The 15,910-nt window shown below is 69.9% G+C and carries 14 protein-coding genes; 7 read left to right on the forward strand and 7 right to left on the reverse strand.

From position 1 onward, the window contains the following. Positions 1 to 34 precede the first annotated feature (34 nt). The 4 genes from EIZ45_RS22120 to EIZ45_RS22135 all read right to left on the reverse strand — a co-directional run bounded on the left by EIZ45_RS22120 (position 35) and on the right by EIZ45_RS22135 (position 3,945). Complete coding sequence (locus EIZ45_RS22120; RefSeq protein WP_134663049.1) at positions 35 to 760, reverse strand: maleylpyruvate isomerase family mycothiol-dependent enzyme; 726 nt, start codon at positions 758 to 760, stop codon at positions 35 to 37. Between the two features lie 567 nt (positions 761 to 1,327). Then, positions 1,328 to 1,738, reverse strand: a complete 411-nt coding sequence (gene ndk / locus EIZ45_RS22125) for a nucleoside-diphosphate kinase (protein ID WP_020660996.1) — start codon at positions 1,736 to 1,738, stop codon at positions 1,328 to 1,330. A gap of 70 nt (positions 1,739 to 1,808) precedes the next feature. Beyond that, entirely contained in the window at positions 1,809 to 3,368 is a 1,560-nt protein-coding gene (locus tag EIZ45_RS22130) for an alkaline phosphatase (protein ID WP_134663050.1), read from the reverse strand. Between the two features lie 97 nt (positions 3,369 to 3,465). After that, positions 3,466 to 3,945, reverse strand: a complete 480-nt coding sequence (locus EIZ45_RS22135) for an N-acetyltransferase (RefSeq protein ID WP_134663051.1) — start codon at positions 3,943 to 3,945, stop codon at positions 3,466 to 3,468. 53 nt (positions 3,946 to 3,998) lie between these two features. On the opposite strand from EIZ45_RS22135, the gene EIZ45_RS22140 reads away from it, so the two are divergent. Next, the gene (locus EIZ45_RS22140) at positions 3,999 to 4,379 is read left to right on the forward strand and encodes a VOC family protein (RefSeq protein WP_134663052.1); all 381 of its coding nucleotides are present in this window, start codon (positions 3,999 to 4,001) and stop codon (positions 4,377 to 4,379) included. 40 nt (positions 4,380 to 4,419) lie between these two features. On the opposite strand, the gene EIZ45_RS22145 is transcribed toward EIZ45_RS22140, so the two are convergent. Continuing rightward, on the reverse strand, positions 4,420 to 4,779 hold the full coding sequence (locus tag EIZ45_RS22145) for a DUF4233 domain-containing protein (RefSeq protein WP_051172901.1): 360 nt from the start codon (positions 4,777 to 4,779) through the stop codon (positions 4,420 to 4,422). A gap of 53 nt (positions 4,780 to 4,832) precedes the next feature. After that, positions 4,833 to 6,512, reverse strand: a complete 1,680-nt coding sequence (locus EIZ45_RS22150; protein ID WP_134663053.1) for a folylpolyglutamate synthase/dihydrofolate synthase family protein — start codon at positions 6,510 to 6,512, stop codon at positions 4,833 to 4,835. Positions 6,513 to 6,680: 168 nt separating this feature from the next. Here EIZ45_RS22150 and EIZ45_RS22155 point away from each other — a divergent pair, with 168 nt between their 5' ends. Both EIZ45_RS22155 and EIZ45_RS22160 read left to right on the forward strand, forming a co-directional pair. Beyond that, positions 6,681 to 7,313, forward strand: a complete 633-nt coding sequence (locus EIZ45_RS22155; RefSeq protein WP_134663054.1) for a bifunctional 2-polyprenyl-6-hydroxyphenol methylase/3-demethylubiquinol 3-O-methyltransferase UbiG — start codon at positions 6,681 to 6,683, stop codon at positions 7,311 to 7,313. A gap of 93 nt (positions 7,314 to 7,406) precedes the next feature. After that, a complete protein-coding gene (locus EIZ45_RS22160; RefSeq protein WP_134663055.1) occupies positions 7,407 to 8,282 on the forward strand; it encodes an SGNH/GDSL hydrolase family protein in 876 nt (291 codons plus the stop codon). Between the two features lie 259 nt (positions 8,283 to 8,541). On the opposite strand, the gene EIZ45_RS22165 is transcribed toward EIZ45_RS22160, so the two are convergent. Next, positions 8,542 to 11,169, reverse strand: coding sequence for a valine--tRNA ligase (locus tag EIZ45_RS22165; protein ID WP_043837279.1), 2,628 nt, complete (start codon positions 11,167 to 11,169; stop codon positions 8,542 to 8,544). Between the two features lie 60 nt (positions 11,170 to 11,229). Here EIZ45_RS22165 and EIZ45_RS22170 point away from each other — a divergent pair, with 60 nt between their 5' ends. From EIZ45_RS22170 to EIZ45_RS22185, 4 genes are all read left to right on the forward strand, one after another. Beyond that, complete coding sequence (locus EIZ45_RS22170) at positions 11,230 to 11,571, forward strand: hypothetical protein (protein WP_134663056.1); 342 nt, start codon at positions 11,230 to 11,232, stop codon at positions 11,569 to 11,571. 109 nt (positions 11,572 to 11,680) lie between these two features. Continuing rightward, on the forward strand, positions 11,681 to 12,127 hold the full coding sequence (locus EIZ45_RS22175) for a MarR family winged helix-turn-helix transcriptional regulator (RefSeq protein ID WP_037364487.1): 447 nt from the start codon (positions 11,681 to 11,683) through the stop codon (positions 12,125 to 12,127). Positions 12,128 to 12,199: 72 nt separating this feature from the next. Beyond that, a complete protein-coding gene (locus EIZ45_RS22180; RefSeq protein ID WP_167756523.1) occupies positions 12,200 to 13,543 on the forward strand; it encodes an MFS transporter in 1,344 nt (447 codons plus the stop codon). Positions 13,544 to 13,589: 46 nt separating this feature from the next. Continuing rightward, positions 13,590 to 15,902: an FdhF/YdeP family oxidoreductase gene (locus EIZ45_RS22185; protein ID WP_134663057.1), complete on the forward strand. Its 2,313-nt coding sequence runs from the start codon at positions 13,590 to 13,592 to the stop codon at positions 15,900 to 15,902. Positions 15,903 to 15,910 lie beyond the last annotated feature (8 nt).

Raw genomic sequence — 15,910 nt, forward strand, 5'->3', positions numbered from 1 at the left:
GTGAACGGGACCTGAATGGCGCAGGATTATCCGCTCAGGGGGTCATGCGCGCGGCGAGAAACTCCTTCGCGACAGCCTCGTCGCCGTCGATCTCCGGCTGCGCATCGGTGCGCTTCCACAGCGACACCAGCAAATCCTGCGCGGGCGCCGCGACCGTGGCCACCGCTTCGCCCTCGCCCAGCTCGGGCGGTTCGCCGGGCACGACGGTCCACGAGTGCCCGGTGTCGGTGGTGCGCAACGTGATCGGCGCGGCCAGCGGAACCTCGTGCTTCCAGCGCGCGACGCGCGGCAGCATCGTGCCGAGCACCTCGAAGACGCCGTCCGCCGCGATCAGCGGATCAAGCCGCGTCGTTGCGCCGCGTGCGCCGAACAAGTCGACCAAATGCACGGCAGTTTCGTGCACCTGACGGCGGAACCAGAATGCCTTGGTCTTCTCCGCAGCACCGAAAACCCAGCACGCGTCGGCGGGATCGGCCGCGTCGAGCGCGTCCAGCAGTTCGGCCGCGCTCTCGGCGTACCAGGGCGCGAGGTCGCCGCTCGGCGTGACGTCGAATTCCTGCTTGCTCAGCTCTCCGGTGCGGACGATGCCGGCGGCCCACCGGTGCACGTTGCCCAGATGCGCGACGAGGTCGCGCTTGGTCCAGTCTCCGCAGTACGGGACCGGGTTGTCCAGGTCGCCCTCGGCTTCCGCGGCGAAGGCCTCGGTGAGCGAGCGCAGGTGCGGCAGGTAATCGCGCGGCGGCAGCGGCAGGGCAGTCACCGGTGGAGGTTAACCGATACGCCGAGTCCCCGGCAGCGGATTAAAGCGCCAATGCCAGGAACTTGAGCCGCGTGGCCGCAGCCTCGCTGACCGTCCACAAGAGACGGCACCGCCAGTGAAATGCCCGATTTCTCCCCATCCAACCAGGTCTTGCGGTACGTGAGGGCCACCCTGAGGGAATCTGACTCCCTCAGGGTTCCCCTCACGTACCGCACCCCAGGCCGGGGGCACCTTCGACCTGGGCGGACCCGGCTCGAATACACCCGCAGCGCCGCCTTGAGTTCCTGGCATGGGGAATAAGCGCCCGCGGGAGCCCCTGAGGGACTCAAGCTGCGTCGCTTCAGCCCGGATCATCTGGTCCGTGAAGGGCTCCTTGGGGGAATCAGATTCCTTCGAGGAGCCCTTCACGGACTGCAAACCTGTCGCTCCAGGCGCACGTGCCTCAGACGCATCGGCAGCGCTGCCTCCAGGTCCCGGCAGCGGAATAAGCGGCCGGAAACACGAACGCCGGGCCGGGACCGCAGCCCCTGCCCGGCGTCCGCGAAGGTCAATGCCGGTTCAGCCGGTTCACAGGTCCGGGAACCACAGCTTCAGCTCGCGCTCGGCCGACTCCGGCGAGTCCGAACCGTGCACCAGGTTGTACTGGGTCTCCAGCGCGAAGTCGCCGCGCAGGGTGCCCGGGGTGGCCTTCTCGACCGGGTCGGTGCCGCCGGCGAGCTGGCGGAACGCGGCGATCGCGCGCGGGCCCTCGACGGCCAGCGCGACGAGCGGGCCGGACGTGATGAACTCCAGCAGGTCGCCGAAGAACGGGCGCTCCTTGTGCTCCGCGTAGTGCTCCTCGGCGACGGAGCGCTCGACGGTGCGCAGTTCCAGCGCGGCCAGCTTCAGGCCCTTGCGCTCGATGCGCGAAACGACCTCGCCGACGAGGCCGCGCGCGACGCCATCGGGCTTGACGAGGACCAGCGTGCGTTCAGTCACGACGGTATTTCTCCTTGTGCGGATTCGTGTTATTCGGCGCTGAGCCTATCCGACGCGCCTGCCGGGCCGGTCAGCGCCGCTGCGGCTGCAGCGTCTTGGACCACAGCGAGGCCCCGGTCGCGTCGCGCAGGTCGACCGTCAGCGCTCCGCTCGCACCGTCCACATTCACCTCGCCGAAGTGCTGGAACCCTTGCACCGGCGAGGAATTCTGCGTCTGCGGGGCGTGCACGAACACCGCTTCCGGGCCGAAGGTCGGGTCGAGTTTGTTCGGGCCGAAGGCGCCGGCGTTGAGCGGGCCGGAGACGAATTCCCAGAACGGGTCGAAGTCCTGGAACGCGGCGCGCTCGGGCGAATAATGGTGCGCGGCGGTGTAGTGCACGTCGGCGGTCAGCCACACGACATTGCGCACGCGGTGGCGCGAGATCTGGTTCAGCACCCAGGCCAGTTCGGTCTCGCGGCCGCCGGGCGCGCCGGGAAGGCCGTTGGCGACCGCCTCGATGTCCTTGCCGTCCGGCACGACGAGGCCGATCGGCATGTCCGCCTGGACGATCTTCCAGGTCGCGGTGCTGCGCCGGAGCCCGTCGGCCAGCCAGCGGGCCTGCGCGTCGCCGAGGATGTGGCCGGGCTTGGTCTGGTCCGAGGTGTTGGCGTCGCGGTAGGTGCGCATGTCGAGGACGAACACCTCGACCCGGCTGCCGTAGCGGAAGCTCCGGTAGACCCGGCCGTCGACGGCCTGGCGGCGGTCGATCGGATGCCATTCGTGGAACGCCTGGAACGCGCGCCGGGCGAGCACATCGGCGCGTTTTTCGGTGTATTCGGGACGGTCGTTGAGGATTTCGCCCGGGTACCAGTTGTTGACCACCTCGTGGTCGTCCCACTGGACGTAAGCGGGCACCTCGGCGGCGAACCGGCGGAAATTGGCGTCGAGCCGGTTGTAGGCGTGCTGGCCGCGGTATTCGTCGAGGGTTTCGGCGACCTTCGACTTCTCCGGCGTCACGATGTTGTGCCAGGTGCCCCCGCCGCCGGGGAGCGTGACGGTTTCGGTGAGCGGGCCGTCGGCGTACACCGTGTCGCCGCTGTGCAGGAAGAGGTCCGGGCGGCGGTCGGCCATCGCGGAGAAGATCGTCATGCCGCCGAGGCCTGGGTTGATGCCGTAGTTCTGGCCGACGACGTCGCCGCTCCACAGGATCCGCGTGTTCGCGCGGCCGACGGGCGCGGTGGCGAACCGGCCGGCGACCGGCTCGCTCGCGCTGCGGCCGTCGAGGTCCACGGCGGTGACGCGGTAGTGGTATTCGGTGCCCGGGGCCAGTCCGGCGACGCGCACCTTGCCGGTGCCGCCGGTGGCGGGCGTGACGAACGGGCCGGGCACCCGGCGGGCGTGCCGGAACGACGGGTCACGCGCGACCTCGACCATCAGCCGCGCCGGCCGGTCGGCCCGCGACCACACGATGCCGGAGCCGGCGGTCACGTCCCCGGACGCGACGCCGTGGGCGAGCACCGGACGGTCGCGGCGGACGAGCGGGGCGGCCGAGGCGGAGCCGGGCAGCAGCAGCCCGCCTGCCGCGGCGAGCGCGGGGACGGCGATCCCGGCTTTGAGCACCGAGCGCCGGGAAGGGGTCGTTTCGGTCATGGCGGCCGTTCTATCCGGCGACCACGGCCAAGCGGCCAACTCGGGCTGACCGCCGGGTGAACGGCTCACCCGGCAGGAGGAAGCTCACAGCCGGTCGTCACGCTCGGTGTGCTTCCCGAACCATCTCGTGCTCGCACTCGCTCGGTCCGGACAGCGGACGCTCCACGAACCCGTGCCGTTCGTACAGCGCCATGGCGTGCTCGTTGCCGCCCGCGACGCGCAACGCCAGCTCGCCCGCCCCGCGCCCTTCGCTCCAGCGCACCACGGCCCGGACGAGCGCGTCCCCGACTCCCCTGCCGCGCGCCGACGGGGCGACCCACATCGACAGCAGCTCGGCTTTGTCGCCGCGTTCGGAAAGGTGCCCGCTGACCATCCCGGCCGGAACGCCGTCGAGGTCGGCCAGGACGTTGAGCGACACGTCGCGCAGCCGGGCCCGCCAGCGCGGTTCGGCGTCGCCTTCGCCCTGCCAGTCCGCGAGTGTCGAGCTGAACGCCCCCGGGTCCTCGCGCAGCGCCGCCAGCCGGAGGTCGCGCCACTCCGCCCAGTTCTCCGCGCTCAGCTCGCGCACCACGATCACACTTGCACCGTCGCCGTGGCGGCCCGGCCGTTACATCGGAATAGGGTGAAACCATGCGCATCGACCGGCTCGACCACCTCGTCCTCACCGTCGCCGACCTCGGTGCGACGGTCGATTTCTACACGCGCGTCCTCGGCATGACCGAGGTGACGTTCGGGGCGGGCCGCAAGGCGCTGGTGTTCGGCGCCAGCAAGATCAACCTGCACGAGGCCGGGCACGAGTTCGAGCCGAAGGCGGACCGGCCGACGCCGGGCAGCGCGGACCTGTGCCTGATCACGGCCGATTCGCTGGAGCAGGTCGTCGAGGACCTCGCGACGCACGGGGTGCCGGTCGAGGAGGGCCCGGTCGACCGCACGGGCGCGACCGGGCCGATCCGCAGCGTGTACTTCCGCGACCCGGACCGGAACCTGATCGAGGTCAGCGTCTACCGCTGAGCCGCACCTCGCGGGAGTGCCGCGGCGGAGAGCGCGCGGCTCAAGCCTGCGGCTGCTGCTGGCTCGGCAACGTGCCCGCCGCCATCCGGCGCGCGACGTCGCGGCGCAGCCACAGGAACCACACGAACGCGGCCAGGAAAATGACGCCGATGATCGCGATCGCGGGCTGGGTGATCCCGATCCCGATGATCGCCAGCTGCAGCAGCAGGATCACCGGCACCGCCCAGACGTGCTTGAGCATCCCGCACAGCACGATCAGCACCACGGCCAGCGCGATGACCGTCCAGCCGGTGAAGCTCGTGATGCCGCCGCCGAGCTTGGCGACCACCGGCAGCGCGAGCGCGACGGTGATCGCTTCCATGATCAGCGTGCCCGCCATGACGCCGCGGAAGCCCTTCATCGGGTCCTTCGCGGGCGGCTTCACCGGCGGCTGGGGCGTTTCCGGGGTCTCGCTCACGCTGGCTCCTTCCCGAACAGCGTGCGCGCGTCGCCCGCGGTGACCACGGAGCCGGTCACCAGCACGCCGCCGCCCGCGAGCGGTTCCTCCGGGTCGTCGTTCTGCTCCACGAGGCCGATCGCGGTCTCGATCGCGGTTTCCAGGTCGGGTTCGGCGAGCACGCGGTCCTCGCCGAAGATCGACGCGGCCAGTTCCGCCAGGTCCTCGACCGGCAGCGACCGCGGCGACGAGCTGCGCGTGACCACGACGTCGGAGACCACCGGTTCCAGCGCGTCGAGGATGCCGCGCGCGTCCTTGTCGGACAGCACGCCGACGACCGCGACGAGCCGGCGGAAGTTGAACTCGTCGGTGATCGTCGTGGCGAGCGCCCGCGCGCCCATCGGGTTGTGCGCAGCGTCGACCAGCACCGCCGGGGCGGCCCGTACGCGTTCGAGCCTGCCCGGGTTCTCGACCTCGGCGAACGCCTCGCGCACCGCCTCGATCACGAGCTGCTTGTCTTTGCCCGCCCCGAAAAACGCCTCGACCGCGGCCAGCGCGAGGGCCGCGTTCGCCGCCTGGTGCGCGCCGTGCAGCGGCAGGAAGATCTCGTCGTAGACGCCGCCGAGGCCCTGCAGCTTCAGCATTTGCCCGCCGACCGCGACCTCGCGTTCGAGCACGCCGAACTCGCTGCCCGCGCGCGCCACCGCGGCGTCGACCTCGACCGTGCGCTTCAGCAGGACGTTCAGCACCTCGGGGTCCTGCTCGCCGATCACCGCGACCGACCCGGGCTTGATGATCCCGGCCTTCTCCGCGGCCGCGTCGACCGCCGTCGGGCCGAGGTATTCGGTGTGGTCCAGCCCGATCGGCGTGATGACGGCGACCTGGGCGTCGGCGACGTTCGTCGCGTCCCACGCGCCGCCCATGCCCGCCTCGAGCACCGCGGCCTCGACCGGCGCGTCGGAGAACGCCGCGAACGCCATCCCGGTGAGCACCTCGAACTTGCTCATCGGCACGCCGTCCTCGCTCGCGCCGTCCACCATCGCCACGTACGGCGCGATGTCCTGGTACAGCTCGGCGTAGCGGGCGGCGGAGATCGGCCGTCCGTCGAGCGCGATCCGCTCGGTGACCAGCTGCAGGTGCGGGCTGGTGTAGCGGCCCGAGCGCAGGCCCATCCGGGTCAGCAGCGAATCGACCATCCGCGCGACCGAGCCCTTGCCGTTCGTGCCCGCGACGTGCACCACCGGGTAGCCGTGGTTGGGCTCGCCGAGCAGCGTCATCAGCGCCTGGATCCGGGCGAGCGACGGTTCGAGCTTCGTCTCCGGCCAGCGCTGGTTCAGCTCGGCCTCGGCGGCCATCAGGTCGCGGCGGGCCTCCGGGCCGTTCTCGTCGCCGAACTCGGCCGGCGCGCCCTCGTCGTCGAGTTCGTGCAGCTCAGTGCCCTCTTCGACGGACAGGTCCGGGACCGGGCCGAGCGCCAGGTTGTCGCCGAGCTGGCCGATGCCGCCGATCCCGCCTCGCGAACCGCCGCCGACGGTGTAGGCCGCGTCCGGCGCGTCGAGGTCCGGCTCCAGCTCGTTCCCGGGATCGTCCTCGTCGTCGCTGTGCGCGAGCGCGCCCAGTTCGTCGACCCCCGCGAAACTGTCCGGATCGGCGAGATCCGGCCGCCGGGTCTCCTCGGGCTCCTCACCGCGCGGCACTCGTGCACTCCTTGAAGTCGCTGTCCCGGCGCGGTCGCGCGACCGGGAAGACCAGGCGAAAGGTTCGGCCCGGCACACCGTCGAGCGTACCCGGGGCCGCCGCGCGCCCAGCGGCCCCGGGGCTTCGGCGTGATCGTGCCCGCAGGGATCCGTGGCAAGGTCGGGCGCATGCCCTTCGACCACAACCATCACTACCACCCGGCCCTGCTCCGCCTCCTGCCGCCGGGCCCCGGCCGCGCCCTGGACGTCGGCTGCGGCGACGGCCGGTTCGCCCGCAAGCTGGCCGCCGCCGGCATGACCGTCGAAGGCATCGACACGTCGGCGGAAATGATCACCCGCGCGACGTCCGCCGGTTCGCCAGGACCAGGCACCGCGGAGTACCGCCGCGCAGATGTCACGACCGACCCGCTGGAACCTGAGGCGTACGCGTACATCTCCTGCCTGGCCTCCCTGCACCACGTCCCGTTCGAAACCGTCACGAGACTGCGCGACGCCCTCGCCCCCGGCGGCGTCCTCGCCGTCCTCGGCTGCGCCCGCCCCAGCCGCCCCGGCGACTACGCCCGCGAACTCGTCGCCGTCCCCGCGAACCTCGCGGCCAGGCTGATCGTCTTCGCCGGCGACCGTCTCAACGGCGGTCCGGACCCGGTCGCCAAGGCCCCGGTGCACATGAAATTCCCGCCCTTGACCGACGTACGCCGCGACGCCGCCCGCCTGCTTCCCGGCAGCACGGTCCGCCCGCTGGTCTTCTGGCGGTACCTGCTGACCTGGCGGAAACCCGCAGATCACCCAGCAGCCGGGTGAAAAGCCGCCCCGACCACCCGATCGGCGGAGAGCGCTCGCGCCCCGCGTGCCGAAAGGTAAAGCGGGTCGACCGCTAGGGAGGACGGGTTCCGCATGCGCACCATCCGAATCGTGCTGGCCGCGATCGCGGCCATCGCACTGCTTCTGTCGACGGCAGCGGCCGCGAGCGCCGCGCCCCGGCACTACCGTCATTACGTCGCCTTGGGCGACTCGTACACGTCGGGGCCGCTCATCCCGCTGCCCAGGCTGGATCCGTTCGGCTGCTTCCGCTCGACGTCCAACTACCCGTCGATGGTCGCGGCCTCCCTGGACGTGGACCGCTTCACCGACGTCAGCTGCGGCGGCGCGAACACCTCGCACATGACCGCGCCGCAAAGCGTGCCGCTGGGCCAGAACGCCCCGCAGTTCTCCGCACTGCGCTCCGACACCGACCTGGTGACGGTCGGCATCGGCGGCAACGATTCGGGCCTGTTCGGCAAACTGGTGGACACCTGCCCGACCCTGCGCGCCTCGGACCCGACCGGAAACCCGTGCCAGAAGCACTTCACCGTCGACGGCGTGGACACGATCAAGGCGCTGCTCCCGAAGACGCAAGCAGCCATCCAGCAAGTACTGGCCGGAATCCACGCCCGCTCGCCGCACGCCAAGGTGCTGGCCATCGGCTACCCGCGCATCGCCCCCGCAGAAGGCTATTGCCCGAACGTCCTGCCCTTCGCGAACGGCGACTACGCCTGGCTCTCAAGCGTGGAAGAAGCCCTGAACGCAGCAGTGAGCAACGCAGTGGAAGCAGACGGCCAATCGTCCTATGTGGACACCTACACCCCGTCCTTCGGCCACGACGCCTGCAAAGGCCCAGACGTAGCCTGGATCAACGGCAAGGACCTGAACCTGCTAGCCGCAGCCCCCTACCACCCGCTCTACGCAGGAATGGCAGGCGAAGCAAAAGTAATCCGCCAACAACTCCGCTAAAAAAACGCCGTGAGGGCCACCCTGACGGAACCAGATTCCCTCAGGGTCCCCCTCACGACCAAAAACCGCACCAGTGCACCCAACAAGCGAGGCACCCACACCACCCCCGCACCCCGATACGAAGCCAAAAATGCGGTCCGGGGGTGCTTGTCAAGGCATCTTTCCCGCCTTGACAAGCACCCGCCGTCCGTCATCACAATCAGCTTCGGGGTGCCCCACGCAACCAGGGGCGCAATGTCGCCGCCAGGCGACGAGCCGCCTAAGACGCAGGCAACGCAGCCAACCGAGCCTCAATCCGCCCAATATCGGCCACCGCAGTCTCCCGCCGCACCTTGATCTTCTCGATCACGTGCTCCGGTGCCTTGGCGATAAACGCCTCATTCCCCAACTTCCCCTCAGTCTGCGCCAACTCCTTCCGCGCAGCCCCGAGGTCCTTCTCCAACCGCTTCCGCTCAGCAGCAACATCAATAGTGCCGGAAGTATCCAACTCCACAGTCACCACGCCACCAGCGAGCGCAACCTCCAACGAAGCACTAACCGAAAACCCATCCTCAGGCTCAGTAAGCCGCACCAACGACCGAATCGCCCCAGAATGCCCCTCCGGAAACGCCTCCCCGGAAAGCCGAGCCGCAACCTTCTGCCCCGGCTTCAACCCCTGGTCAGCCCGGAACCGCCGAATCTCGGTGATCAGCTTCTGCACGTCAGCAACCCGTGCATCAGCAACCGGATCCGCATACCCCTCAACCGCCGAAGGCCAAGCCGCGATCACCAACGACTCGCCACCCGTCAGGGCAGTCCACAGCTTCTCCGTGACAAACGGAACGAACGGGTGCAGCAACCGAAGCACAGTGTCGAGCACATGCCCCAGCACCTTCCGCGTAGCCTCGACCCGTGCGGAATCCCCTTGGTACAGCTGAACCTTCGCCAGCTCCAAGTACCAGTCACACAGCTCGTTCCATGTGAACTGGTACAGCGCATTGGCAACCTTGGCGAACTGGAAGTCCTCGAACAGTCCGTCCACTTCGGACACCAGCGCCGCCAGCCGCCCGAGAATCCACCGATCCGATTCGGTCAACTCGGCAGCGGGCGGCAACGACCCCTCGACCGTCGCCCCGTTCATCATCGCGAACTTGCTGGCATTCCACAGCTTCGTGCAGAAGTTCCGCGACCCGGCGGCCCACTCGTCGGCCAGCGCCATGTCCGCACCCGGGTTGGCCCCGCGCGCGAGCGTGAACCGGGTGGCGTCCGCGCCGTAGGCGTCCATCCACTCCAGCGGGTCGATGACGTTCCCGCGCGACTTCGACATCTTCTTGCCGTTGGCGTCGCGGATCAGCCCGTGCAGGTAGACATGGTCGAACGGCTGCCGCCCGTCCATCTCCTGCACGCCGAACATCATCATCCGGACGACCCAGAAGAACAGGATGTCGTAGCCGGTCGACAGCACGCTGGTCGGATAGAACTTCGCCAGGTCCGCGGTCTCCTCCGGCCAGCCCATGGTCGACATCGGCCACAGCCCCGACGAGAACCACGTGTCGAGCACGTCCGGATCCTGCGTCCAGCCCTCGCCCGACGGCGGCTGCTCGTCCGGCCCCACGCACACGACCTCGCCGTCCGGCCCGTACCAGACCGGGATCCGGTGCCCCCACCACAGCTGGCGGGAAATCGTCCAGTCGTGCATGTTGTCGACCCAGTCGAAGTACCGCTTCTCCAGTTCGGCCGGGTGGATCTTCGTCCGCCCGTCGCGCACCGCGTCGCCCGCGGCCTGGGCCAGTTCGGCGACCTTGACCCACCACTGCAGCGACAGCCGCGGCTCCACGACCGTGTCGCAGCGGGAGCAGTGCCCGACCGCGTGCACGTACGGCCGCTTCTCCGCGACGATCCGGCCCTGCTCGCGCAGCGCGGCGACCACCGCGGGACGCGCCTCGAACCGGTCGAGGCCCTCGAACGGACCGGGCACGGTGACCTCGGCGCGCTCGTTCATGACGGTCAGCATCGGCAGGTCGTGGCGGCGGCCGATCTCGAAGTCGTTCGGGTCGTGCGCCGGGGTCACCTTGACCGCGCCGGTGCCGAACTCCGGGTCGACGTGCCGGTCGGCGACCACCGGGATCTTCCGGCCGGTCAGCGGCAGTTCGATCTCGGTGCCGACCAGGTGGGTGTACCGCTCGTCGTCCGGGTGCACGGCCACCGCGGTGTCGCCGAGCATCGTCTCCGCGCGGGTGGTGGCCACGACGATCGAGGCGTCGCCGTCGCCGTAGCGGATCGACACGAGTTCGCCGTCGTCGTCGCTGTGGTCGACCTCGATGTCCGACAGCGCCGTCTGGCAGCGCGGGCACCAGTTGATGATCCGCTCGGCGCGGTAGATGAGGCCGGCGTCGTAGAAGTTCTTGAACACCGTCTGGACGGCCTTGGACAGGTTCTCGTCCATGGTGAAGCGCTCGCGCGACCAGTCGACGCCGTCGCCGAGGCGCTTCATCTGGCCGAGGATCTTGCCGCCGTACTCGGCCTTCCACTCCCAGACGCGCTCGACGAACTTCTCGCGGCCCAGGTCGTGGCGCGACAGGCCCTCGCCGGCCAGCTGGCGCTCGACGACGTTCTGCGTCGCGATGCCCGCGTGGTCCATGCCCGGCAGCCAGAGCACCTCGTAGCCCTGCATCCGGCGGCGGCGGCTCATCGCGTCCATCAGGGTGTGGTTGAGCGCGTGGCCCATGTGCAGGCTGCCGGTGACGTTCGGCGGCGGCAGTACGATCGAGAACGGCGGCTTCTCCGACGAAGCGTCAGCCGTGAAGTACCCGGCCGCTACCCAGCGGTCGTACATCGGGGCTTCCTCGGCGGCCGGGTCCCAGGCACCCGGAAGGTCGGTTTTCTGCTGCGGAGCGTTCTCGGTCACAATGGACAAGTCTACGAACCCGCCGCGGCGGGGTTACGCAGGGGGAAAGGCGGTGCGCCGATGACTCGGCCGGAGGATCCGGACGACCGGATGGAAACCCATCCGGACCTCATGGACCCGGAGTGGCGCAAGCACGCCCAGCGGGACGCGTGGCTCGGCGCCAAGAAGGACATGAAGAAGCGGCGCAAGCGCGAACGCCGCAACGCTCCGTCGCCCGTCTACGGCCGCGGCGGCGCGGCGCCCAGCCGCTGGCCCGGGATCGCGGCGATCGTCGGCCTGGTCCTGCTGCTCGCCGCGGCGGTCGTGGTGCACCAGGTTCAGCCGATCGGGGTCAACGACGAGAAGATCGGGTACATCGTCGGACTGGGCTCCCCCGCCGCGACGAGCTCTCAGCCGCTCTAGCTCGAAGTCCGTGAAGGGCTCCTTCGGGGAATCAGATTCCCTGAAGGAGCCCTTCCCGTCTTTCGGGCCGAGGATGCACAGCTTGGACTCAACAGGCTAGACTGTGCTTATGTCCGATGACCCGCCCGTCCCCCCGCGCGTCGCCGAGTCCGCGGGCTGGATCCGCGGCGTCGTCGGCCAGCTGCACCGCAGGCTGCGGCAGGTCGACAACGCCGAGATCCTCACGCCGACGCAGACCGCCGTGCTCAACCGGCTGCACCGCGAAGGTCCGGGTACCCAGGCCGAACTGGCGGCCGCGGAGCACGTCCGGCAGCAGTCCATGGCCGCCACGCTCGGCGTGCTCGACTCGCTCGGCTACCTGAACCGCACGCGCGACCCGGCCGACGGGAGGCGCGTCGTGATCTCGCTCTCCGATCTCGGCGCCAAGACCGTCATCGGCATCCGGCAGCACCGCGACGAATGGCTCGCCGCCGCGCTGACCGACGAACTGACCGAGGACGAACTCGAAACGGTCCGGCGCGCGCTGCCCTTGCTGCAGCGGATCGCCCAGCGCTGACCCCCTTAAACCCGAGGAGCACTGACGAACACCGCGACCGCCCCCGCGAAATCCCGTTTCGGCGCGCGCCTGGTGACCCCGCTGGTCGCGAGCGCCGTGCTGAATCCGATCAACTCCACGCTCATCGCCGTCGCGCTCGTCCCGATCGGACAGGCCTTCGGCGCCGGGCCGGGCCGCACGGCCTGGCTGATTTCCTCGTTGTACCTGGCCACCGCGGTCGGGCAGCCGGTCGTCGGACTGCTCGTCGACCGCTACGGCGCGCGGCGCGTGCTGCTCGGCGGCGCGTCCGTCGTGATGGTGGCGGGGATCGCCGGGATGATCCCGATCTCGGTCGAATGGCTCACCGGCGTCCGAGCGGTGCTCGGCATCGGCACCTGCGCCGGGTTCCCGGCCGCGATGGCGGTCCTGCGGCGGCGCGCCGACGAAATCGGCGAAGGCGTTCCGGCGCGGGTGTTGTCCGTGCTGGCGATGTCCGCGCAGACGGTCATGGTGATCGGCCCGACGCTCGGCGGCGTGCTGATCGCGCTCTTCGGCTGGCCGGCGATCTTCGCGGTGAACCTGCCGCTCGCCGGAATTTCGCTCGTGCTGACCCTGTTGTGGGTGCCCAAGGACACTCCGGCGGAGAAGCCGGCCGAGCGGATCGACGTCGCCGGGATCGCGCTGTTTTCCGCCGCGCTGCTGGTGTTGCTGTGCTACCTGATGGAACCCGGCATCGGCGATCTGTGGCTGCTGGCCGTGGCGATCGTGCTCGGCGGGCTCTTCGCGAGGGTCGAACTGCGCGCCCGGAAGCCGTTCATCGACCTGCGGATGCTCGCCGCGAACGGTCCGGTCCTGCGCACGTATTTGCGGCAGGCACTGAGTTTCCTGGCGATCTACACCATCATGTTCGGCTACGTGCAGTGGCTCGAGGAGGCGCGCGGGTTCGCCGAGTCCGCTGCCGGGCTGCTGCTCCTGCCGATGTCCGGGATCGCCGTGGGCGCGGCCGCGCTGTCCGGGAAGCCCACCGGCGTCCGGCTGCGGCTGCGGCTGGTCGGCGCCGCGCTCCTGGGCGGATCCGTCGCGCTGCTGTTCGTCGACGACGGCACCGCGCTGATCTGGCTGCTCGTGCTCGCGGCGCTGTTCGGCCTGGCCCAGGGGCTCACCAGCGTCGCCAACCAGACGACGCTCTACCGCGAAACCCCGGCCGAGACGATGGGCACCGCGAGCGGGCTCTTCCGGACCGCGCAATACCTCGGCGCGATAGTCGCGGCCACGGTCATCGCCCAATGCTATGGCGGGCATGCGGATTCCGAAGGACTGCACCGGCTGGCCGTCGTGCTGATCGTGACCAGCGCGTTGCTGCTGGTCGTGACCGCCGCGGACCGCGCGCTGCTGCGGGCCGAACGCCGGGAGCGGGACCGGCAGGCGGCGATGTGACCACCCCCGTCTTGGTTTCCGCAAGGCAAAGGCGGACGATGTGCCCATGACTCGCGAAGCTCCGACTGGTGACGTGGACGAAGCCCGCCTCGAAGTGGGCAAGCCGAAAGGCTGGGCGGCCGGAATCCCGGGAGTCGCGGTTTCGCTCGCGCGTGGGGTGGAGCAGATGGGCCCGGTCCGCACCGCGCGCACGCTGCGGCTGCTGAACCAGCGGGACGGCTTCGACTGCCCGGGCTGCGCGTGGCCCGAGCCGCGGCAGGTCGACGGCGAGAAGCGCAAGATGGCGGAGTTCTGCGAAAACGGCGCGAAGGCGGTCGCCGAGGAGGCGACGAAACGCCGGGTCGGCCGGGAGTTCTTCGCCGCGCATCCGGTGTCCGAACTGAACGAGCGCACCGACTACTGGCTCGGGCAGCAGGGCCGGCTCACCGAGCCGATGGTGTTGCGCGAAGGCGGCTCGCACTACGAGCCGATCTCCTGGGACGACGCGTTCGGCCTGATCGCCGACGAACTGCGCGGCCTGTCCAGCCCGGACGAGGCGATCTTCTACACGTCCGGCCGCACCAGCAACGAGGCCGCGTTCGTGTACCAGCTGCTGGTCCGCGCGTACGGCACGAACAACCTGCCGGACTGCTCGAACATGTGCCACGAATCGTCCGGCGCGGCGCTGTCGGCGACCACCGGCATCGGCAAGGGTTCGGTGTCGCTGGCCGACATCCACCAGGCCGACCTGATCGTGGTCGTCGGGCAGAACCCGGGCACGAACCACCCGCGGATGCTGTCCGCGCTGGAGCAGGCGAAGGGGCACGGCGCGAAGGTCGTCGCGGTCAACCCGCTGCCCGAGGCCGGGCTGATGCGGTTCAAGAACCCGCAGAACGTGCGCGGCGTGGTCGGCAAGGGCACGCCGCTGGCCGACGAGTTCGCGCAGATCCGGCTCGGCGGCGATCTCGCGCTGTTCCAGGCGGTCGGGCATCTGCTGCTGCAGTGGGAGGACGCCGCGCCCGGGTCCATTGTGGACCGCGAGTTCGTCGAGAAGTCCACGCACGGCTTCGAGGACTGGGCCAAGCAGCTGCGCGAGATCGACTGGCCGGAAACCGAGAAGGCGACCGGCCTCGAACGCGCGCAGATCGAGCACATCGCGCGGATGATCGCGACGTCCGAGCGCACGATCTACTGCTGGGCGATGGGTTTGACCCAGCACAAGCACGCGGTGCCGACGATCGCCGAGGTCGTGAACCTGGCGCTGGTGCGCGGGATGATCGGCAAGCCGGGCGCGGGGCTGTGCCCGGTGCGCGGCCACTCGAACGTGCAAGGCGACCGCACCATGGGCGTGTGGGAGAAGATGCCCGAGCCGTTCATGGACGCCCTCGACCGCGAGTTCGGCATCACCGTGCCGCGCAATCACGGCTGGGACACCGTCGACTCGATCCGCGCGATGCTCGACGGACGCGGCAAGGTGTTCTTCGCGATGGGCGGCAACTTCGCTTCCGCCACCCCGGATTCGGACCGGACCGCGGAGGCGCTGCGGGCGTGCTCGCTGACCGTGCACGTGTCGACGAAGCTCAACCGCTCGCACGTCGTGCCCGGCCGCACCGCGCTGATCCTGCCGACGCTCGGCCGCACCGAACGCGACGAGCAGGAATCCGGCCGCCAGTTCGTGACGGTCGAGGACTCGATGTCGCAGGTCCACGCCTCGCGCGGCCGCCTGGCTCCGGCGAGCGACGAACTGCTGTCCGAGGTCGCCATCGTCTGCCGCCTTGCGGAGAAGCTGCTCGGTGCCGACCACTCGGTGCCGTGGCGGTCGTTCGAGAAGAACTACGACCTGATCCGCGACCGTATCGCCGCGGTGGTGCCGGGCTGTCACGACTACAACCGCCGCGTCCGCGAACCGGACGGTTTCGTGCTGCCGCACGCGCCGCGCGACTCGCGGGAGTTCACTGGCACGGCGACCGGCAAGGGCACGTTCACCGTGTCGGAGCTGGAGTATCCCGAGGTTCCCGAGGGCCGGTTGCTGCTGCAGACGCTGCGCAGCCACGACCAGTACAACACGACGATTTACGGCCTGTCCGACCGCTACCGCGGCATCGAGGACGGCCGCCGGGTCGTGTTCGTGCACCCGGACGACCTGGCCGCGCTGGGGGTCGCGGACGGGGAGATCGTGGATCTGGTCTCGGAATGGCGAGACGGGGATCGGCGGGCGCCCAGCTTCCGAGCGGTGGCTTACCCGACGGCGCGGGGGTGTGCGGCGGCGTACTTCCCGGAGGCGAATGCGTTGGTGCCGCTGGATTCTGTGGCGGAGAAGTCGAATACGCCGGTTTCGAAGGCCGTGGTGATTCGGCTGGAGCCGCACCACCACGCGTGACCTGCTCG

This window comes from Amycolatopsis sp. CFH S0740 (genome assembly GCF_004522315.1).
GTDB classification, from domain to species: domain Bacteria; phylum Actinomycetota; class Actinomycetes; order Mycobacteriales; family Pseudonocardiaceae; genus Amycolatopsis; species Amycolatopsis nivea.